The following is an 18,229-nucleotide window of genomic DNA, read 5'->3' on the forward strand; positions in this document are numbered from 1 at the left end:
ATGGCCACCGTCGTGCTCCTCCTCGTCGGCCTCGCCGCCCTCGCGCTCGGTGCGTGGCTGCGCCTGGGACGCACCCAGGGCGCCCGCGGCTGGGTGTCCGACACCGCGCGCCAGTGGGAGCGCTTCGTCCTCGTGGGACTGCCGACCATCGCCGTGCTGTGCCTGGGACTCTCCCTCTCGACCGCTGCGGTGTCCCGCGACGTCCAGCGCCTCGGCGTGGACGTGGCCGCGCTCGCCGGGCTGCTGCTGGTGGTCTTCGGCGTCATGGGCGTCCCCATGCCGTCGTGGTCGCTCCCCCGGTGGTACGCGGCGCGCACCGCCCACCGCAAGGACGCCGACCGTCGGCGCAAGGAACGGCGGCGCGCCGAGCGCGCGCGCGGCCGCGCCCACACGTGAGCGCCCTGCTCGAGCACGCCGGCTCCGGCGTCCGTCTCGTCGTGCCCGACGGCTGGGAGCCCGCCGCCGACGGCAGCACCGGCGCCGCGCTCGCCCTCGAGCCGGAGCGACCGGGCCGCGGGTTCCGCGCCAGCCTGGTGCTCACGGTGGAGTCCACGCCGCTGAGCTTCCGCGACTGGCAGGTGGCCGCGGACCAGGTGCTCCCGCAGCTGCTCGCGGACTACCTCGTCCTCGACCTCGAGCGGCTGCCCGTCGCCGGCCTGCCGGGCGGCCGGCGCCTCGCGCGCCACGTGACCGCCGAGGGCGCCGACGTGACGATGGAGCAGTGGGCCGTGCTGGCCGGCGGGCTCGGCATCACGCTCACCGGAAGCGTGGAGACCCTGCGCTACGACCAGACCGCCGACGTGTTCACGGCCGCCGCGTCGACCCTGGTGGTGCCCGCGTGATCCTGGAGGTCGAGGCAGGCAGCGGCGTGGTGCGGCTCGACCCCGACGGGCTCGCCGCTCTGGGCCGGGCCCACGCGGGCGCGGACTCCGTGCCGGAGGGAGCCGCGGCGGAGGCCCTCGCGGTGCCGGGCATCCCCGAGGCGCTGGCCGCCGTCGCCGCACCCCTCGCCACCGCCGAGCTCGTCGTCGCGTCCGGCGCACTGGTCACCACGAGCCGGGCGTGGCTGGCGCGCGGAGCCGGCGCGCTGCTCCTCGCCGTGCACGGCGAGGTGGCCCAGCTGCTGCCCGTGGCTCCCGCCGCGTTCCCCGCAGCGGTGGCCAGGGTCGTGCGGCTCGGCCCACGGCGTACGCGCCGCGTCCCGACACCGGTCGAGGAGGCCGTGCTCGACGACCTCGCGCACGCGGACGACCTGCGCCGCTCGTCGGCCTACTCCGAGCTCGGCGCCGACTGGTCGTGGGTGCTGGACGTGCGCTGGCAGGGCGGCTCCCGGCAGCTGGCCGCGGTCGACGGGAGCGCCGGCCTCGCGCTCGTGGAGGCGACCCCGGGCAGCGCGTCGCTGCGGCCGGCCACGGCCACCGAGGTCTGGCGGCTCCTCACCCGAGTGCTCCCTGACGACGAGGAGCTGTCGGACTGAGGGTGCCCTCCGAACGGCGAGAGGCGGGCCCCTGGGGGCCCGCCTCTGGCACTGCGGTGGCGGTGGGATTTGAACCCACGGTGGAGTTGCCCCCACACACGCTTTCGAGGCGTGCTCCTTTGGCCGCTCGGACACGCCACCGCCGAGAAGGATAGCGGGTCGCTCAGGCGGCTGTCGCTCAGCCCTCGACGGCCGTCGGGCCCCGGTGACCCTCGAAGAACGCGCGGAGCAGCTCGCCGGTCTCGCGCTCGAGGACGCCGCCGACGACCTCGGGCCGGGAGTTCAGCCGCCGGTCGCGCAGCAGGTCCCACAGCGAGCCCGCCGCACCGGCCTTCGGGTCCCACGCGCCGAAGACGACCCGCTCGACGCGCGAGAGCGTGACCGCGCCCGCGCACATCGCGCACGGCTCGAGCGTCACGACGAGCGTGCAGCCGGCCAGCCGCCACTCCCCCCGCACGGCGGCGGCACGGCGCAGCGCCAGCACCTCCGCGTGCGCGGTCGGGTCCCCCGTCGCCTCGCGCTCGTTGTGCGCGCGGCTCACCGGCGTACCGGTCTCGTCGAGCACCACGGCTCCGACGGGTACGTCTGCGGCGGGCAGCGCGCCGAGCGCCTCCTCGAGCGCGGCGCGCATCGCGGGCTCCCAGCGGGTCTCCGGCCTCATCGCCGCCCAGCATCCCAGCAGCCACGGCAGCGAGCTCCGCCAGCGCTCTTGCAGCGCTGCAAGAACTGGGACAGACTGCCGGAGTCGGACGAACCGGACACACGAAGAGGTGCCTCCGTGAGGATCCCCGCTGCCGCGCGTGCCGCCCTGCTGGGCGCGGTCGCCCTCGTCGCCGCCTCGCTCCTGGCCCCGCCAGCCGGGGCGGCGAGCACCGACTCAGCCGGGCCGGCTGCGCAGGCCGAGCGGCCCGCCGACCCCGTCGCGCACGACCCGACGATGGTCAAGGAGGGCGACTGGTACTACGTGGTGATCACCGGCGACGCCGGCACGCACACCTACTTACCGGTCAAGCGGTCGAAGGACCTGGTGCACTGGACCGAGCTCGGCCCGGTGTTCGACGCGCTCCCCGCCTGGATCCCGCAGACGCTCGGGACCACGCCCGCCGACGCGTGGGCGCCCGAGCTGGTCCGTGCCGGAGGCGAGTGGCGGCTCTACTACGCGGCCTCGCAGTTCGGCACGAACAACTCGGTGATCGCGCTCGCGACGACGCCGACGCTCGACCCGGACAGCCCCGACCACCGGTGGACCGACCGCGGGCTCGTGCTCCGGTCGCACCCCGGCGTGGACGACTACAACGCCATCGACCCCGACGTGCTGCAGGTCGACGCACAGACGCAGCTGCTGTCCTTCGGCTCGTTCTGGTCGGGCATCCACGCGCGCTACCTCGACCCGGCCACGGGAAAACCCGCCGGGGACGGCGACTTCCCGCTCGCGTCCCGCGCCGGCGGACCGGTCGAGGGGCCGTCGATCGTGCGGCACGGCGGCTACTACTACCTGTTCGTCGCCTTCGACTTCTGCTGCCGGGGCGTGGACAGCGACTACCGCGTGGTGGTCGGCCGCGCCACCTCGCCCACCGGCCCCTACGTCGACCGCGCCGGCGTGCCCATGCTGCAGGGCGGGGGCACCGAGGTCCTGCGCGGCTACAACGAGTTCGTCGGCACGGGGGGCGCGGACGTCTGGCCCGCCGGGGGCACCGACTGGTTCGTCAACCACTACTACGACGCGACCGACGCCGGCACCCCGCGGCTGAACGTGCGCCAGCTCCGCTGGTCCGACGGCTGGCCGTCGCTGGACGACCCGGTGAACCCGAGCCGCGAGGTCGGGCACGGCGCCGCCTACGTGTCGATCGTCGCCCGCAGCGCCGGCGGGGTCGCCGAGGACGTCGGTTGCGGCTACGAGGGCGCCGACATCGCGCTCGCGGCGGCGACCGGCTCGCCGTGCCAGCAGTGGCAGGTGGAGCGGAAGGGCAGCGGGGCGCGGATCCTCAACCGCTCCAGCAACAAGGTGGCCGAGGTGGCCGGGTGCGACAACACCGACGGCGGCGACGTCGCGCAGTGGGGCTGGCTCGCCAACGACTGCCAGCGGTGGCGCCCCGCCACGTCGACCGACGGGTGGTCGACCATCGCCAGCGTCCTGCCCGGCGCGCGCGTGATCGACGACGCCGGCTGCGCAGCGGGGGCCGCCACGGGCGACCTGCGGATCTCCACGGCCCGTGGTGACGCCTGCCAGCAGTTCCGCTTCCAGCCGGTCGGCCGCGTGCTGCTCGCGGACGTCGCCGGGACCGCTGCGCTGGGCATTCCGGACTGCACGAGCGCGTCGCCGGCCAGCGGGTCGCCGCGCCTGCAGGCGCGGTCGACGGACGCCTGCCAGGAGTGGAGCTTCTCCTCCGCCGGCGGAGCGACCTACACGGTCACCAACGTCGCGACCGGCCTGCAGCTGTCGACCTCGCGCTGCACCAGCAGCTTCCCGGATCGCGGGAAGCTGCGCGTCGTGGCGAGCGACGCGTCGCACCCGGAGTGCCGCCGGTGGACCCTGGCGCCCGCGGACGACGGCTCGTGGACGCTGACCGACGCGGGTACGTCTGTCGCCCAGCACCTCTCGCTGCGCCTGCCCTGAGGGCGCTCAGCGCATGTCGTCGAGCAGCTCGCCGAATCCGGCCTTCTCGGCCAGCGCCGTCACGGCCTCCGACACGTCGGGTCCGTCGTCGCCTGCCAGGCGCAGCAGCTCGTCGGGCTCGGTGCCGAGGTCGGCGAGGATCTCGGTGTCGCCGGCCGGGTCGTCCTCCTCGTCCTCGGCGAGCTCCGGGTCGTAGCCGAGGGCGGCCGCGTAGGGCGAGGCTGCGGCACCGGCGGCCGACGACACGAAGACCTGCGGGTCGTCGGCGTCCTCGGCCCGGACGACGGCGAACCACTCGTCCTCGTGCTCGAGCAGCAGCAGCGCCAGGGCGTCGCCCTTCGCGGCGCGCCGCATGGCCTGGGCGAGCGCGTCGACGTCGTCGTGGCCCTCCACGTCGACCTCGCGCGGGCGCCACGGGCCGCCGTCGCGCGACAGCAGGGCCGCGAAGTAGGCCACCGGTCTTCCTCCTCGGGTCTGGCGGTCGTCGGTCAGCGCGCGGCGAGCCGGCGCAGCGCGAACTCGAGCTGCGGGCCGAAGCCCAGCCGGTCGGCCAGCTCCACGCACGCCTCGTCGGGGTAGAGCTCGTCGTCGTCGCACATCCCCTCGACCACGCGGCGCGGGAGCCCGAGGTCGGCGAACATCCCGAGGTCGCCGACGGGCCGCGGCTCGTCGTCGTCGGGCAGCTCCTCGCCGAGCGTGTCGAGCACCTCGCGGGCCAGCGGCCACTCGCTCGCCGCTGTCACGTCGGAGAGCAAGAGGCGCACGTCGCGGCCCACCAGGCGCGCCGCGACGTAGAAGTCGTCGTCCACGCCGACGAACGCCAGCGGCGCCGACTCCGGGGGCCGCTGCTGCAACGCGCGCACCAGGGCGGAGAGGTCGTCGTGGGCGTTGCCGGCCAGCCGGCTCACGTGCCAGACGCCGTCCTCGCGGTAGGCGGCGACGGCGAAGTCGCCCTCGCCGGCGTCGTCGTCCCAGGCGGCGTCGCGGCCGTCGGCCGTCGTCTGCGTGCGCGGCATGATGACCTCCCGGACGTCCGTGTGGTCATGGATGATGGCACTTGTCGGGCTCTGCGTGCAGTGCCCGGCTGGGACCCCGCAGCCCCTAGAGGGAGCGGGCGAGCATCCGGCGGTACGCGGCGGCCAGCACCGCCGCCCGGCGCGCCCGCCGCGGGGCGACCGTGCGGCGCAGCAGCCGCGCCTCCTTGCGCTCGCGCAGCAGCTCCGCGCGCCGGCGCAGCCGCGTCGGGGCGCCCTCAGCGCGATGTCGGTCGTCGGCCGCCCGCCCCGCGGGGTGGAGCGGTGCCGGCGGCTCGAGCGTCGCCGCGCGGCTGGTCGTCGCCGTGCGCCCGGTGCTGCTCATGCTGGCTCCTCCCTGCCCCGCTGCCGGGCACCTGCTCGCCCGACGGTCACCGGCGCCCTACCCCGCGCGGGGCGGTCGAACCCGGCTACCGTGCCGCCATGCGTACCCACGTCGTCGACCACCCCCTCGTGGCGCACAAGCTCACGGTGCTCCGTGACGTGCGCACCGACTCCCCCACGTTCCGCAGGCTGGCCGACGAGCTCGTGACGCTGCTGGCCTACGAGGCGACGCGCGACGTGCGGGTCGAGCCGATGGAGATCACGACGCCGGTCTCGCCGATGACCGGCACCCGGCTCTCGACCCCGAAGCCGCTGGTCGTGCCGATCCTGCGGGCGGGACTCGGGATGCTCGACGGCATGACCCGCCTGGTCCCCACCGCCGAGGTCGGCTTCCTCGGCATGGTCAGGGACGAGGGGACGCTGCTCGCCTCGACCTACGCGACCCGGCTGCCCGAGGACCTCGCCGGGCGCCAGTGCTACGTGCTCGACCCGATGCTCGCCACCGGCGGCACGCTGGTCGCGGCCGTGCGCCTGCTCGCCGAGCGCGGCGCCGGCCCGGTCACCTGCATCTCGCTGCTGGCAGCTCCCGAGGGCATCGCGCACATGGAGCAGGGGCTCGCCGACGCCTCCGTCGAGGTCACGGTGGTCGTGGCCGCGGTGGACGATCGGCTCAACGAGCTCGGCTACATCGTCCCCGGGCTCGGCGACGCCGGCGACCGTCTCTACGGCGTCGCGTGAGCCGGCGCGCCCGGAGGGGTAGGGCTCGGCCATGAGCACCGAGATGGCGACCATCCGCGTTGAGCGGGTCATCAACGCCTCCCGAGAGCAGGTCTGGTCGGTGCTGGCCGACGGGTGGGCCTACGCCAACTGGGTCGTGGGCGCCTCGGCGATCCGCGACGTCGAGGCCGGCTGGCCCGCCGTCGGCGCGCAGATCCACCACAGCGTCGGCGCGTGGCCCGTGCTGCTCTCGGACTCGACCTCCGTGCTCGAGTGCGAGCCGCAGACGTCGCTGACCATGCAGGCGCGCGGCTGGCCGCTCGGAGAAGCGACCATCTCGCTGACCCTCGAGCCTCTCGACGGCCGCACCAGGGTCACGATGACCGAGGACGCGACGCGCGGGCCGGGCCGCTTCGTACCCCGCCCTCTGCGCCAGGCCGCGATCGTCCCCCGCAACCGCGAGAGCCTGCGCCGCCTCTCGCTCATCGCCGAGAACCGCGCGCCGCGGGACTGACGGGCCCGCGCGGCTGACCCCCTGTGCGCGGTCGACCGCGTCAGCCGCGCGCGAGGTAGCGCGTGGCGGCCAGGACCGCGCGCCCGGTGACGCGGCCCGTCAGCGTCTCGCGGGACAGCGCAGCCCTGGCAGCGTTCCAGCCGGGCGCGCCGTGCACGCCGCCGCCCGGGTGGGCCGAGGCCGAGGCCAGGTAGAGCCCCTCCACCGGCGTCTCGGGCCTGCCGAGCGACGGCGTCGGGCGGAAGACCAGCAGCTGGTGCAGCTGGGACGTGCCGCCGTTGATCGCCCCGTCGTCGAGGCTCGCGTCGGCGTCCTGGAGGTCGCGCGGCTTCTGCACGTGCCGGGCGACGACGAGGTCGCGGAAGCCGGGTGCGTACTCCTCCAGCACCTCCTCCATCCGCTCGACGTGCGCGTCGAGCGTGGCGTCGTCGAGCGGCCCCCGGCGCGAGAGGTGCGTGTAGGCCCAGGCCGACTCGGTGCCGGCGGGCGAGCGGGTGGGGTCGGCCGTCGTCGTCTGGCCGAAGAGCAGGAACGGCCGGCGCGGGATCCGCCCGGTGCTCAGGTCGGCCGCGTAGTCGGTGAGGTCGTCCATGTCGACGCCGACGTGCACCGTGCCCGCGCCGTGGCACTGCTCCGCCGTCCACGGCACCTTGCCCGAGAGCGCCCAGTTGACCTTGATCGTCGCGCTGTCCCACTCGAAGCGCTCGAGGTCGAGCTGCATGCGCGGTGGCAGCAGCTCGCGGCCCACGAGCCGGTCGTAGAGCACCGGCGCCGTGACGTCGGCGAGCACCGCGCGGCGAGCCCGCACGGTCGTGCCGTCGCGCAGGACGACACCGGTCGCCCGCCCGCCGCTCACGGTCACCTTCTCGACCGGGGAGCTGACGCGTACGCTGCCGCCCCGGCTCTCGAGCCGGTCGACGAGCGCGTCGACCAGGCGGCCCGAGCCGCCCTCCGGCACGGGAAAGCCGACGTCCTGCCCGAGCATGACGAGCAGCCACCCGAACAGCGCGCTGCCCGGGCCCTCGGGGAACAGGTCGCTGTGCAGGGCGTTGCCGGCGAGCAGCAGGGCGGCGCCCTCGCCGTCGAAGCGCTCGGCGGCGTAGGTGCGCACGGGCGTCACAGCGAAGCGGGCGAACCGCAGCAGCTCGGCCGGGCCGAGCGTGCGCAGGAGACCGAGGCCTCCCTTGACCGGCGGTATCGGGGTGAACAGCGCGGTCAGGAACGACTCCCGGATCTGCTGCCACTCGTCGACCATCTGCCGCCACACGTCGCCGTCACCGGGCGCGTAGGCGTCGAGGGAGGCTGCCGTCACGTCGACGTCGCGCGACAGGACCGCCGCCCGGCCGTCGCGCGTCGGGTGGGCCAGCACTTCGGGCGCGTGCCGCCACCGCAGTCCGTGGTCCTCGAGGGCGAGGCTCTTGATGACCGGAGACGCGGCGGTCAGCGGGTAGAACGAGCTGAACATGTCGGTGGTGAAGCCCGGAGCCGTCACCTCAGCGCTGCGCACCGCGCCGCCGGCGACCGGCTGGGCCTCGAGCACCACGACGTCCCAGCCCGCGTCGGCAAGCACGTTGGCGGCGACCAGCCCGTTGTGCCCGCCCCCGACGACGACCGCGTCCACCATCTCGCTCATGCGCGCCCCTTGCCCTCGGGATCATCCGGCCAAGCCGAGACGCACGCGACACCTGCGCCGTCGCTTGCCGCTCTGCACCGGAGGGTAGGCCCGAGCCATGGCAGCACAGCAGACACGTCCGCGCGTGGTGGTGGTCACCGGTGGCACAGCCGGCGTCGGCCGCGCCACCGCGCGCGCCTTCGCCGACCGGGGCGACTCCGTCGCCGTGCTGGCGCGCGGGGAGGACGGCCTGCGGGCCACCGAGGCCGACCTGCGCGAGCGCGGGGTCCCCGCGCTCGCGGTGCGCTGCGACGTCGCCGACGCGGCGCAGGTCGAGGCGGCGGCCCGCCGGGTCGAGGCCGAGCTCGGACCGATCGACGTCTGGGTCAACAACGCGATGACCACGGTGTTCGGCACCTTCGAGTCGATGAGCGACGAGGAGTTCCGCCGGGTCACCGAGGTCAACTACCTCGGCTACGCCTACGGCACGAGGGCGGCGCTCACGCGGATGAAGCCGCGCGGCACCGGCCGGATCATCCAGGTCGGGTCCTCGCTCGCCTACCGCGGCATCCCGCTCCAGTCGGCCTACTGCGGCTCGAAGCACGCCATCCAGGGGCTGTGCGACTCGCTGCGCGCGGAGCTGCTCCACGACGGCACCGACGTGACAGTGAGCATGGTGCAGCTGCCGGCGATGAACACGCCGCAGTTCCGGATCACCAAGTCCTACATGCCGCGCAAGGCCCAGCCCGTGCCGCCGATCTACCAGCCGGAGGTCGCCGCACAGGCGATCGTGCGCGCCGCCGAGGCGGGGCGCCGCGAGTACTGGGTCGCTCCGATCACCGCTCTGACGATCCTCGGCAACCGCGTGGCGCCGGGGCTGCTCGACCACTACCTCGGCCGAACCGGCTTCGACGCCCAGCAGGTCGACGAGCCCGAGGACCGGCCGCGGCCCGACAACCTGCACGCGCCTGTGCCTGGCGACCACGGTGCCCATGGCGCCTTCGACGACCAGGCCAAGCCGCGCACGCTCGAGTTCCTCCCGCCCGTGTTCCCGCGCGCCGTCGTGGGCATCGGCACCCGGCTGGTCGGCCTCGGCGCCAGCGCCCTCTCCCTCACCTCCCGGAAGGCTGCCTCGTGACAGAGCACGGACCCGCTGCGCGCCTCGTCGAGGCCGTCAGCGAGCACCACCACGAATACGCCGGCGAGGAGGACCGCCCGCTCGGCACCTACTCAGCGCTGCTCGCCGCCTACGCCGTCGTCGGCCTCGGCACGCTGACCGCGGTGGCGACGCGCAAGAAGCAGGCGCGCATCGCGCCGGGCGACATCGCGCTGGTCGCTGCCGCGACGTTCAAGGCGTCGCGGGTCCTGACGAAGTCGACCGTCACCTCGCCGCTGCGGGCGCCGTTCACCCGCTTCGCCGGGGTGTCGGGGCCGAGCGAGCTGCGCGAGGAGATCCGGGTCGACGGGCCGCGGCGGGCGCTCGGCGAGCTGCTCACCTGCCCGTTCTGCCTGAGCCAGTGGATCGCCACGACCTTCACCGCCGGCATGCTCGTCGCGCCGCGGCAGGCCCGCGCGGTGGCCTCGGTCTTCGCTGCGGTCGGCATCTCCGATTTCCTGCAGCTCGCCTACGCCGGCGCGGAGCAGGCGGTGGAGGGGTGAACCTCCACGAGCTGCACCACAAGGCCCTCGCCGAGAAGGAGGCCTACGCCGGTGACGAGGAGCGCCCGCTGGGCGCCTTCGTCGGCCTGCTCGGCCTCTACGGCACCGCCGTCGGCATCAGCACGCTCGGCGTCATGCGCTCGGACCGCCGGCTCCCCGACCGCTTCGCCTTCGCCGACATCGCGCTCATCTCCGTGGCGACGCACCGGCTCTCGAGGCTGATCACCAAGGACCCCGTCACGAGCCCGCTGCGCGCGCCGTTCACGCGCTTCAAGGGGACCAGCGCCGAGGCCGAGCTCGAGGAGGAGGTCCGCGGCACGGGCGCCCGCAAGGCGCTCGGCGAGCTGCTGACCTGCCCGTTCTGCGTGGGCCAGTGGGTGGCCACGGGCTTCACCTTCAGCATGGTCGTCGCTCCCAAGCAGACCCGTCTGGCGGCCACGATCTTCACCGCGGTCTCGGCGGCCGACGTGCTGCAGTACGCCTACGCCAAGGTCCAGCAGGCCTAGTCCGGCTTCTTCGGCCTCGCCCGACTCGAGCCAGCCGGGCACCGAGGAGTCCGAGCCTGTCGGCGCAGCGCGCACGGCGGGGGCTGTGGAGGGCTGAGGCTCTCCTCCGTGCCTCGGTGGACATCCGTGGTGTTGTCCACCGACCGGCCCTCTGCCGCGTTCGTCGTCCACCGCTCCCCCGCCGGGCGGTCCGGCCGCCGTCCCGCCGGGCCTAGCGTCCGTGGCCATGAGCTCCACCGACACCTCCCTCGACCGGCGCGCGCGCCAGGTGGCCGAGCGGCTGCGCCTGGCCCACGGCCGACTGCTGCGGGGGCTCACCGGCCTGGCGTGGGAGTCCAGCGCGGCCGTGGTCTTCCGCGCGACGGCGGAGCACCAGCTGCGCGGTGTGCTGGCGGGCGCCGAGGCCGCCGAGTCGGCCGCCGACGCGCTGGCGCACCACGCACGGCGCGCCGAGGAGGTGCGGGCCGAGCTGCGAGCCGCGGCAGCGGGTCTGCTGCGGGAGGTGCTGTGAGCGGGGGAACCGGCGCAGTCGCCGTGCACTGGGAGGTACGCGGTGGTGCCGGCGGCGTGCGCGCCCGCGGCGACGACCTGCTGGCCCTCGCCCGCACGTGCGCTGCCGTCGCCGACGTCCTGGCCGACGCGGCGCGCGACCTCGCTGCCGCCGCGCTCGACCCGGAGCTCGCCGCCGGGGCGGTGCTGAGCCCCGGCACGGCGGTGGCGGCCGAGGACGCCCTGCTGCGCGCGGCCCGGCTGCTGCTGGGCGCGGCGTGGTCGGCGGGCGAGCTGGCGGCACGGCTCCGGCTCGCGCTGCAGACCTACCGCGGGGCCGACGCCGTGCTGCACGGGCTGGTGCAGGCCGCTGCGACCGCCACCGGAGCGGTCGTGGGGGCTGCGGCTCCCCTGGTCGTCCTGCCGCTGGCCACGGCCGTCGTCGTCGACGCGGCGGTGCACGGCCGGCCGGTCGCTGCGGGCGGGCTCGCCTCGCGAGCGGCGGACGAGGTGCTCGGGCACCCGCGAGCCGTCGAGGCGCTGGCCGCGGGAGCCGCCGGCGTGCTGGACGGCGTGGCGCTGTGGTTCCCACCGGCGCTGCTGCTGGCTGCGCCGGGCAGCTACGGCGGCGACGCCGCCGCGGTCTCGGCCCTGCTGCCGGAGCGGACGGTCGTCGTCCGACGGGTCGGCGGCAGCGCGCCGCGGCCGGCGGCGACCTCGCCGGCCGAGCTGCTGCGCGACCTGGCCGGCGACCCGGCGCTGCACCCCGGCGGCGGCGCGACGCTGACGGTGACCCGGCTGGTCGGGCCCGACGGGCAGGAGCGCTGGGTGGTCGGCCTGCCGGGCACCGTGTCGTGGTCGCCGCGCGCGGGGGCGGAGCCGCGCGACCTGACCTCCGACGTGCGGCTCGTGGCCCGGCGCGACAACGCCTACGCCGACGGGGTGGTGCTCGCGCTCCGGCGGGCCGGCGTGCCGCCGGGGGCGCAGCTGCTCCTGGTGGGCCACAGCGAGGGCGGCCTGGTCGCCACCGCACTGGCGGCCGACCCGCGGATGCGCCGCTACGACGTCGAGGCGGTGCTCGTCGCCGGAGCCCCCGCAGCGCGCATGCCCGCGTCAGGCGCCGCGGTGCTGGCGCTCGAGGGCACTGCCGACCCGGTGCCGGCGCTCGACGGGCTGCGCAACCCCGACCGCCCGCGGCTGACGACCGCGCGCTTCTCGGGCCGTGGCGGTGCGAGCCCGCACGGGCTCGACACCTACGCTGCCGCGGCAGCCCAGCTGCCGGTCGGCGACCCCTCGGTAGCGGGCTGGCTCGCAGTGGCCGGTCCCTGGCTCGCACCCGGCTCGAGCGCAGAGACGAGCCGCTGGAGCGTGCGACGGGTGGGTCCGCGTGCTGCGCCGTAGGCTCGAAGACCCGGGCGCAGCCGGGGCGGAGGAGGACACGTGCAGCTCGAGACGGCGCCGCAGCGCCGGGCGCGGACCCTGCTGCGCGACGAGGTCCTGCTCGTGCTCGGCGTCTCGCTCGGAGCATCCGCGGTCTTCGCGCTGGTCAGCTTCCTCGGCACGGTCACCGCGCCCGGCGGGCTCGCCAGCCACCGGGCGACGCTCAACGGCACGCTCGCCCCTGGACGGCCGTGGCTCGACCTGGCGCGCCAGAGCGTCAACATCGCCGCCGGCATCGTGCCCGCCTTCCTCGCCCTGCACCTGCTCACGCGCGACCGCTCCGCCGACGACAGTGGGAGCGCGGCCAACAGCGACGTCGGTCGGTCCGGCGCCGAGACGCTGGGGCTCGACCGGCGCCGCTGGCGGCACGACCTCGCGCTGGGCGCGGCACTCGCGGCCGCGATCGGCGGCAGCGGCCTGGCGCTCTACCTCGGTGCCCGCGCCGCCGGGGCCAACCTCACCGTCGTGCCGACGACGCTCCCGGCCGTGTGGTGGCGCGTCCCCGTGCTGCTGCTCTCGGCCTTCCAGAACGCCTTCCTCGAGGAGGTCGTGGTCGTCGGCTACCTGCTGCGCCGGCTCGACCAGCTGGGCTGGTCGCCCCGGGCGGCGCTGCTGGGCAGCTCGCTGCTGCGCGGGTCCTACCACCTCTACCAGGGCCTGGGCGGGCTGGCGGGCAACGCGGTCATGGGCGTCGTCTTCGTGACGGTCTACCGCCGCTACGGGCGCGTGGCCCCCCTCGTCGTCGCGCACACGCTCATCGACAGCGTGGCCTTCGTGGGCTACGCGCTGCTGGCCGGCAAGGTCGGCTGGCTGCCGACGTGACGGGCCTGTCCCCCGACGCCACCGTGGCCGTCGTCGGCGCCTCGCTGGCCGGCCTCTCGGCCGTGCGGGCGCTGCGCACGCAGGGGCACACGGGCACCATCGTGGTGGTCGGGGAGGAGTCGCACCGCCCCTACGACCGGCCGCCGCTGTCGAAGGGCTTCCTGGCCGGCACCACCAGCGCCGACGAGCTCCGGCTCGAGGCCCCCGGCGAGGACCTCGACGTCGACTGGCGGCTCGGCACGCGAGCAACCGCGCTCGACGCGGCCACGCGCACCCTCGCGCTCGAGACGACCGAGGGGCCCGCAACGCTGACCGCCGACGGCGTCGTGCTCGCCACCGGCGCGACGGCGCGCCCGCTGCCCGGGTCCGGAGGGCTCGCGGGCGTCTACACCGTGCGCACGCTCGACGACGCCGAGGCCCTGCGGGCAGAGCTGCTGCGGGCGTCGCGCCTCGTCGTGGTGGGCGCCGGCTTCGTCGGCGCCGAGGTCGCCTCCACCGCCCGCGGGCTCGGCCTCGAGGTGACGGTGGTCGAGGCGCTGACGGCTCCGCTGGCCGGCCCGCTCGGCGCCCGGATGGGCGCAGTGGTCGCCTCGCTGCACGAGCGCCACGGCGTACGCCTGCTGTGCGGCTCCGGCGTCTCCGCGCTGCACGGCACCAGCCGCGTCGAGGCGGTCGAGCTGGCCGACGGCCGGCTCCTGCCCGCCGACGTCGTGGTCGTCGGCATCGGCGCGGTGCCTGCCACGGACTGGCTGCACGGCTCGGGGCTCGCGCTCGGTGACGGCGTCCTCTGCGACGCGGGCGGCCTCACCAGCGCGCCCGGCGTCGTCGCCGTGGGCGACTGCGCAGCCTGGTGGGAGGACGCGCACTCCCGGCACCGGAGGGTCGAGCACTGGAGCGAGGCCCTCGAGCGCCCGGCCGTCGCCGTAGCCGGGCTGCTCGCCGGGGAGAGCCGCCCCGGGCCGCGCCGGCCGCACTGGTTCTGGTCGGAGCAGTACGACACCTACGTCCAGTTCGCCGGGTCCGCCGGTCTCGACGAGGAGGTCACCGTCGAAGTCGGCGAGCTCGACGAGCACCGGTTCGTCGCGGCCTACCGTGCCGGCGGGCGGCTCACAGCCGTCCTGGGGATGGGCCTGCCCAAGGAGTTCCGGCGCTGGCGCAAGGAGCTCGAGCGGTCGGTCGCGGCCGAGGCCGGCGTGGCAGAGTCTGCGCATGAGCCCCGCTGACGCTGCTCCCGCCGAGCCCTCCGCCCACGCCGACCTCGTCGCCTCGCTCGACCTGGCGTCCAAGGTGCGCCTGCTCAGCGGCGCGACGACGTTCACCCTGTGGCCGGAGCCCTCGGTGGGCCTGCGCGAGCTGCGGCTCTCGGACGGTCCGACCGGTGTCCGCGGGCTGAAGTTCAGCGGCGGCCCCGCCGTCGCCCTCTTCCCCAACGCCACACTGCTCGCCTCGGCATGGGACGAGGAGGCGCTGCGCGAGGTGGGCGGGATGCTCGCCGAGGAGGCGCTCGCCCAGGGCATCCACGTGGTGCTCGGCCCGACGATCAACCTGCACCGGACCGCGCTCGGCGGCCGGCTGTTCGAGGCGTTCTCCGAGGACCCGCTGCTCACCGGGCGGCTGGCCGCGGCCTACGTCTCCGGCATGCAGTCCCGCGGCGTCGCCGCGTGCCTCAAGCACCTGGTCGCCAACGAGAGCGAGACCGCGCGCAACACCGTCAACAGCGTCGTCGACGAGGCGACGCTGCGCGAGGTCTACCTCCTGCCGTTCGAGATCGCGGCCGAGGACGCCCGCGCCTGGTCGATGATGGCCGCCTACAACGACGTCAACGGCGTGCCGGCCACCGAGCAGCACCACGTGATCAACGAGGTCGTCAAGGGCGAGTGGGGCTGGGACGGCCTGGTCATGTCCGACTGGTTCGCCACCAAGAGCGCCGCGCCTGCGGCCAACGGCGGCCTCGAGCTCGTCATGCCCGGGCCCGACGGGCCGTGGGGCGAGGCGCTGGTGCGCGCCGTCGAGGGGGGCGAGGTGCCCGAGGCGGCGGTCGACGACCACCTGCGCCGCCTGCTGCTGCTCGCCGAGCGCGTCGGCGCCCTGGGCGCCGAGCCCGAGGCGCCCCAGGACCTCCCCGCCGCCGACAGCCCGCAGCGCGTCGAGCAGATGACCCGGCTCGCGGCCTCCGGCATGACCGTGCTGACCCACCGCGGCCCGGTCCTGCCGCTCGACCCGTCGCTGCGCATCACGCTGGTCGGCCGGCACGCGCTCGAGACCGTCGACATGGGCGGCGGCTCGGCGCACGTCAACCCGGTGCACGAGGTGTCCGTCGCCGAGGGGCTCGCCGCGGTCCTCGGCGACGCGCTGACGGTCGTCGACGGCGTCGAGGTGCGCGACCGGCCGGTCCCGGCACGCACCACCTGGGTCACCGACCCCGAGACGGGCGAGCCTGGCACGCACTCCTGGCTCTACGCGCGCGACGGCTCCCTGATCGAGCACCGCCACAACGACGAGGCCCAGCGCGTGGTCGGCTTCGACGAGGACTTCGCCGAGCGGGTCGCGACGGTGGTGACGCGTGCCCGGCTGGGCATCAGCGGGCGCGTCGAGCTCGGCGTCATCGGGGCCGGCGAGTGGCAGCTGCAGGCGGGCGACCACCGCGCCGAGGCCTCGCTGCGCGTGGTGGGCACCGGCCTGGGCGAGGAGATCCTCGCCCCGCCGAGCACCTTCGACACGGTCGAGCTCGACGGGTCGACGGTGGTCGAGACGACCGTGCGGCTGGTCGGCTCCGACCGTGGCGCCGACGACCCGGACGCGCCGCCGCTCGAGGGCGTCGGCATGTTCGGCCTCATCGCCCGGCCGGCGCGCCGGCCGGCCGGCGACGCGATCGCCGACGCGGTGGCTGTGGTCGCCGGCGCCGACGTCGCGGTGGTCGTCGTGGGGCTGACCGAGGAGCAGGAGACCGAGGCCGTCGACAAGACGACGCTCGCGCTGCCGGGCGAGCAGGACGCGCTGGTCCGCGCGGTCGCCGCTGCCGCTCCCCGCACGGTGGTCGTCGTCAACGCCGCCACGCCGGTGCTCATGCCGTGGCTCGACGAGGTCGACGCGGTGCTGTGGGCGGGGCTGCCGGGCCAGGAGGGCGGGCACGCCGTGGCCGCTGCCCTGCTCGGCCGCGTCGAGCCGGCCGGACGCCTGGTGACCACCTTCCCCGCCGCGGACGGCGCGTCGCCCGCGTGGTCGGTGACGCCGGTCGACGGCGACCTGGCCTACGACGAGGGCCCGTTCCTCGGCCACCGCGGCCACCACGCCGGTCGCGCGCCCGAGCCGCTGTTCTGGTTCGGCCACGGGCTCGGGCTCTCGAGCTGGGAGTGGTCCGACGCGGCGCTGTCCGCGACCGGCACCCCGACCGTGCGCGTGACCAACACGGGCCCGCGCCGCAGCCGCGAGGTCGTGCAGGCCTACCTCGAGCCGTCAGGCGGCTACGTCCGCCTCGCCGGGTGGGCCGCCGTGACGCTCGAGCCGGGGCAGAGCGCCGCGGTCGAGGTCCCGCTCGACCGGCGGGTGCAGCGCACCTGGGACGCCGCCGCCGGCGCCTGGGCACCTGCGCCCGAGCGCCCGGCGGGCCGGCTGCTGCTCGCCCGCGGGCTCGGCGACGTCCGCGCCACGCTGGAGCTGCACGCCGGCTGACGGACGGCCGTCCCGCGTACCCTGTGCCGTTCCGCGCCCGGCCAGGGCGCGCGGCACGAGCACGGAGGAGGCACCCCGGGTGGCGTCACGGATCGTCCTGCACATCGGGCAGCAGAAGTCCGGCACCACCTACCTCCAGCACGGGCTGGCGCAGCGCGCCGAGCCGGCGGCGGCAGCCGGGCTGCGCTACCCCGTGCCGCCGACGGGCGAGCGCCACGTGCCCAACCACCACCAGCGCGCGTTCTACGGCCTGCTGCCGGGCGAGTTCGGCTACGTCTCCGACACCCACGCCGCGCAGGCGCGCACCGACTGGGAGTGGCTGGCCGAGCAGGTGCGCGCCGAGCCCGGCCCGGTGCTGCTGTCGTCGGAGGCGCTGGCGTTCCTGCGACCCAGCGCCGTGCGACGCGTGGTCGACGAGCTCGGCGTCAGCGACGTCTCGGTGCTGGTGACCGCCCGCGACCTGGCGCGCAACCTCGGCTCGGCCTGGCAGCAGACGGTACGCGGCGGCACCGCCGTGACCTTCGAGGAGTTCCTCGAGGTCCGCTCCCGCGACCGCGACCGGCTCGCGGAGGCCGACGCCGCCGACGCCGTGAGCGCCCCGTGGCGCGCCTACGACCTCGCCTCGCTGTTCGAGCGCTGGGGCGCGGTCGTCGGGAGCGACCGCGTCACGCTGGTCACCAGCGGCGCCGGCGCCCCCGACGTGCTGTGGCGGCGCTACCTCGAGGCCACGGGCGTCCCCGGCCTGGCCGGCCTGCCCACCCCGGTGCTCACCGTCCAGCAGGCCCACCTCGGGCTCACCTGGCCGGAGACCGTGCTGCTCTCCGAGCTCAACACCGCCATCGACGCCGCCGGCATCGGGCTGCGCAACAGCCGGGTCCTGCGCGAGGCGGTCGTGGTCGACGGCTTCCTTGCCGCCGGGGAGCGCGGCCGCAAGGTCGGCCTGCCGGCGACCTGGGCCCAGCAGGTGGCGGAGTGGGCGTCGGCGGACGTGGCGGCGCTGCGCCAGGCAGGCGTACGCGTCGTCGGCGACCTCGACGACCTGACCCCCACCTCGCGGGACTCGGTCGCGCCGTCGGGCGAGGAGGTCGCACGAGCGGCCTCGGCCGCGGTGCTGGCGGCCGGGCGGGCCAAGCTGTTCACGCGGGTGACCCCTGTCGTGCTGACGCCGCGCCAGCGGGCGGAGCGCTTCGTCCGCCGCCGGCTGCTGCGCCAGCCGCCGCGCTCGTGGGCGCCTCCGGCGGACGGGCCCACCGCCTGACGCCCGCGCCGGCGCCCGGACGAGCCGTGCGTCACGTCGCCCGGCGCGTTTGCTGCGCCGCAGGGGCGGGGCAGACCACTGGCGTCAC

Annotated in this window: 20 protein-coding genes and 1 tRNA gene; 15 read left to right on the forward strand and 6 right to left on the reverse strand. The window is 76.0% G+C overall.

Features of this window, described 5'->3' with window-relative positions; translation table 11 throughout:
- The 3 genes from CLV35_RS09395 to CLV35_RS09405 are packed head-to-tail and all read left to right on the forward strand — an operon-like array spanning position 1 to position 1,477.
- A complete protein-coding gene (locus CLV35_RS09395; RefSeq protein WP_121193209.1) occupies positions 1–396 on the forward strand; it encodes a hypothetical protein in 396 nt (131 codons plus the stop codon).
- Complete coding sequence (locus CLV35_RS09400) at positions 393–842, forward strand: hypothetical protein (RefSeq protein WP_121193210.1); 450 nt, start codon at positions 393–395, stop codon at positions 840–842. The genes CLV35_RS09395 and CLV35_RS09400 overlap by 4 nt, the downstream gene beginning before the upstream one ends.
- A complete protein-coding gene (locus CLV35_RS09405) occupies positions 839–1,477 on the forward strand; it encodes a hypothetical protein (protein WP_121193211.1) in 639 nt (212 codons plus the stop codon). Before CLV35_RS09400 ends, CLV35_RS09405 begins: the two co-directional genes overlap by 4 nt.
- Before the next feature lie 54 nt (positions 1,478–1,531).
- Here the strand turns inward: CLV35_RS09405 and CLV35_RS09410 are convergent.
- Positions 1,532–1,618 (reverse strand) — tRNA-Ser (locus tag CLV35_RS09410).
- A 37-nt stretch (positions 1,619–1,655) separates the two neighbouring features.
- On the reverse strand, positions 1,656–2,138 hold the full coding sequence (locus tag CLV35_RS09415; protein ID WP_121193212.1) for a nucleoside deaminase: 483 nt from the start codon (positions 2,136–2,138) through the stop codon (positions 1,656–1,658).
- A 117-nt stretch (positions 2,139–2,255) separates the two neighbouring features.
- Between CLV35_RS09415 and CLV35_RS09420 the strand changes: the two genes are divergently transcribed.
- Complete coding sequence (locus CLV35_RS09420) at positions 2,256–4,094, forward strand: family 43 glycosylhydrolase (protein WP_121193213.1); 1,839 nt, start codon at positions 2,256–2,258, stop codon at positions 4,092–4,094.
- Between the two features lie 6 nt (positions 4,095–4,100).
- On the opposite strand, the gene CLV35_RS09425 is transcribed toward CLV35_RS09420, so the two are convergent.
- From CLV35_RS09425 to CLV35_RS09435, 3 genes are all read right to left on the reverse strand, one after another.
- The gene (locus CLV35_RS09425; RefSeq protein WP_183061890.1) at positions 4,101–4,550 is read right to left on the reverse strand and encodes a tRNA adenosine deaminase-associated protein; all 450 of its coding nucleotides are present in this window, start codon (positions 4,548–4,550) and stop codon (positions 4,101–4,103) included.
- Positions 4,551–4,582: 32 nt separating this feature from the next.
- On the reverse strand, positions 4,583–5,110 hold the full coding sequence (locus tag CLV35_RS09430; RefSeq protein WP_121193215.1) for a tRNA adenosine deaminase-associated protein: 528 nt from the start codon (positions 5,108–5,110) through the stop codon (positions 4,583–4,585).
- A gap of 85 nt (positions 5,111–5,195) precedes the next feature.
- On the reverse strand, positions 5,196–5,453 hold the full coding sequence (locus CLV35_RS09435) for a hypothetical protein (RefSeq protein WP_121193216.1): 258 nt from the start codon (positions 5,451–5,453) through the stop codon (positions 5,196–5,198).
- Between the two features lie 98 nt (positions 5,454–5,551).
- On the opposite strand from CLV35_RS09435, the gene upp reads away from it, so the two are divergent.
- Positions 5,552–6,190, forward strand: a complete 639-nt coding sequence (upp, locus tag CLV35_RS09440; protein WP_121193217.1) for a uracil phosphoribosyltransferase — start codon at positions 5,552–5,554, stop codon at positions 6,188–6,190.
- 31 nt (positions 6,191–6,221) lie between these two features.
- Positions 6,222–6,683 (forward strand): SRPBCC family protein, encoded by a 462-nt coding sequence (locus tag CLV35_RS09445; protein WP_231121663.1) that lies wholly within the window; start codon positions 6,222–6,224, stop codon positions 6,681–6,683.
- 40 nt (positions 6,684–6,723) lie between these two features.
- Here CLV35_RS09445 and CLV35_RS09450 read toward each other — a convergent pair whose 3' ends face one another.
- Positions 6,724–8,316, reverse strand: a complete 1,593-nt coding sequence (locus tag CLV35_RS09450; protein WP_121193218.1) for a phytoene desaturase family protein — start codon at positions 8,314–8,316, stop codon at positions 6,724–6,726.
- 97 nt (positions 8,317–8,413) lie between these two features.
- Here CLV35_RS09450 and CLV35_RS09455 point away from each other — a divergent pair, with 97 nt between their 5' ends.
- From CLV35_RS09455 to CLV35_RS09495, 9 genes are all read left to right on the forward strand, one after another.
- On the forward strand, positions 8,414–9,433 hold the full coding sequence (locus tag CLV35_RS09455) for an SDR family oxidoreductase (protein WP_121193219.1): 1,020 nt from the start codon (positions 8,414–8,416) through the stop codon (positions 9,431–9,433).
- Complete coding sequence (locus tag CLV35_RS09460; protein ID WP_121193220.1) at positions 9,430–9,954, forward strand: DUF1360 domain-containing protein; 525 nt, start codon at positions 9,430–9,432, stop codon at positions 9,952–9,954. The genes CLV35_RS09455 and CLV35_RS09460 overlap by 4 nt, the downstream gene beginning before the upstream one ends.
- Complete coding sequence (locus CLV35_RS09465; RefSeq protein ID WP_231121664.1) at positions 9,951–10,460, forward strand: DUF1360 domain-containing protein; 510 nt, start codon at positions 9,951–9,953, stop codon at positions 10,458–10,460. The genes CLV35_RS09460 and CLV35_RS09465 overlap by 4 nt, the downstream gene beginning before the upstream one ends.
- 226 nt (positions 10,461–10,686) lie before the next feature.
- Positions 10,687–10,971 carry a hypothetical protein gene (locus CLV35_RS09470; RefSeq protein WP_121193221.1) on the forward strand — a complete coding sequence of 95 codons (285 nt, stop codon included), beginning with the start codon at positions 10,687–10,689 and terminating at the stop codon, positions 10,969–10,971.
- Entirely contained in the window at positions 10,968–12,350 is a 1,383-nt protein-coding gene (locus CLV35_RS09475; protein WP_147431919.1) for a serine/threonine-protein kinase, read from the forward strand. Before CLV35_RS09470 ends, CLV35_RS09475 begins: the two co-directional genes overlap by 4 nt.
- A gap of 39 nt (positions 12,351–12,389) precedes the next feature.
- Positions 12,390–13,211 (forward strand): CPBP family intramembrane glutamic endopeptidase, encoded by an 822-nt coding sequence (locus CLV35_RS09480; protein WP_231121665.1) that lies wholly within the window; start codon positions 12,390–12,392, stop codon positions 13,209–13,211.
- A 5-nt stretch (positions 13,212–13,216) separates the two neighbouring features.
- Positions 13,217–14,434: an NAD(P)/FAD-dependent oxidoreductase gene (locus tag CLV35_RS09485; RefSeq protein ID WP_121193511.1), complete on the forward strand. Its 1,218-nt coding sequence runs from the start codon at positions 13,217–13,219 to the stop codon at positions 14,432–14,434.
- Positions 14,421–16,883 carry a beta-glucosidase gene (locus CLV35_RS09490; protein WP_121193223.1) on the forward strand — a complete coding sequence of 821 codons (2,463 nt, stop codon included), beginning with the start codon at positions 14,421–14,423 and terminating at the stop codon, positions 16,881–16,883. The genes CLV35_RS09485 and CLV35_RS09490 overlap by 14 nt, the downstream gene beginning before the upstream one ends.
- Before the next feature lie 79 nt (positions 16,884–16,962).
- Positions 16,963–18,141, forward strand: a complete 1,179-nt coding sequence (locus CLV35_RS09495; RefSeq protein WP_121193224.1) for a hypothetical protein — start codon at positions 16,963–16,965, stop codon at positions 18,139–18,141.
- The last annotated feature ends 88 nt before the right edge of the window (positions 18,142–18,229 follow it).

Source organism: Motilibacter peucedani, from assembly GCF_003634695.1.
Classification (GTDB): domain Bacteria; phylum Actinomycetota; class Actinomycetes; order Motilibacterales; family Motilibacteraceae; genus Motilibacter; species Motilibacter peucedani.

What these genes read in the sequence shown, in the direction of transcription:
- CLV35_RS09395 (WP_121193209.1), top strand. Translation starts at nt 1, where the DNA reads ATGGCCACCGTCGTGCTCCTCCTCGTCGGCCTCGCCGCCCTCGCGCTC.
- CLV35_RS09415 (WP_121193212.1), bottom strand. Translation starts at nt 2,138, where the DNA reads ATGAGGCCGGAGACCCGCTGGGAGCCCGCGATGCGCGCCGCGCTCGAG.
- CLV35_RS09430 (WP_121193215.1), bottom strand. Translation starts at nt 5,110, where the DNA reads ATGCCGCGCACGCAGACGACGGCCGACGGCCGCGACGCCGCCTGGGAC.
- CLV35_RS09435 (WP_121193216.1), bottom strand. Translation starts at nt 5,453, where the DNA reads ATGAGCAGCACCGGGCGCACGGCGACGACCAGCCGCGCGGCGACGCTC.
- upp (WP_121193217.1), top strand. Translation starts at nt 5,552, where the DNA reads ATGCGTACCCACGTCGTCGACCACCCCCTCGTGGCGCACAAGCTCACG.
- CLV35_RS09445 (WP_231121663.1), top strand. Translation starts at nt 6,222, where the DNA reads ATGAGCACCGAGATGGCGACCATCCGCGTTGAGCGGGTCATCAACGCC.
- CLV35_RS09450 (WP_121193218.1), bottom strand. Translation starts at nt 8,316, where the DNA reads ATGAGCGAGATGGTGGACGCGGTCGTCGTCGGGGGCGGGCACAACGGG.
- CLV35_RS09455 (WP_121193219.1), top strand. Translation starts at nt 8,414, where the DNA reads ATGGCAGCACAGCAGACACGTCCGCGCGTGGTGGTGGTCACCGGTGGC.
- CLV35_RS09470 (WP_121193221.1), top strand. Translation starts at nt 10,687, where the DNA reads ATGAGCTCCACCGACACCTCCCTCGACCGGCGCGCGCGCCAGGTGGCC.
- CLV35_RS09490 (WP_121193223.1), top strand. Translation starts at nt 14,421, where the DNA reads ATGAGCCCCGCTGACGCTGCTCCCGCCGAGCCCTCCGCCCACGCCGAC.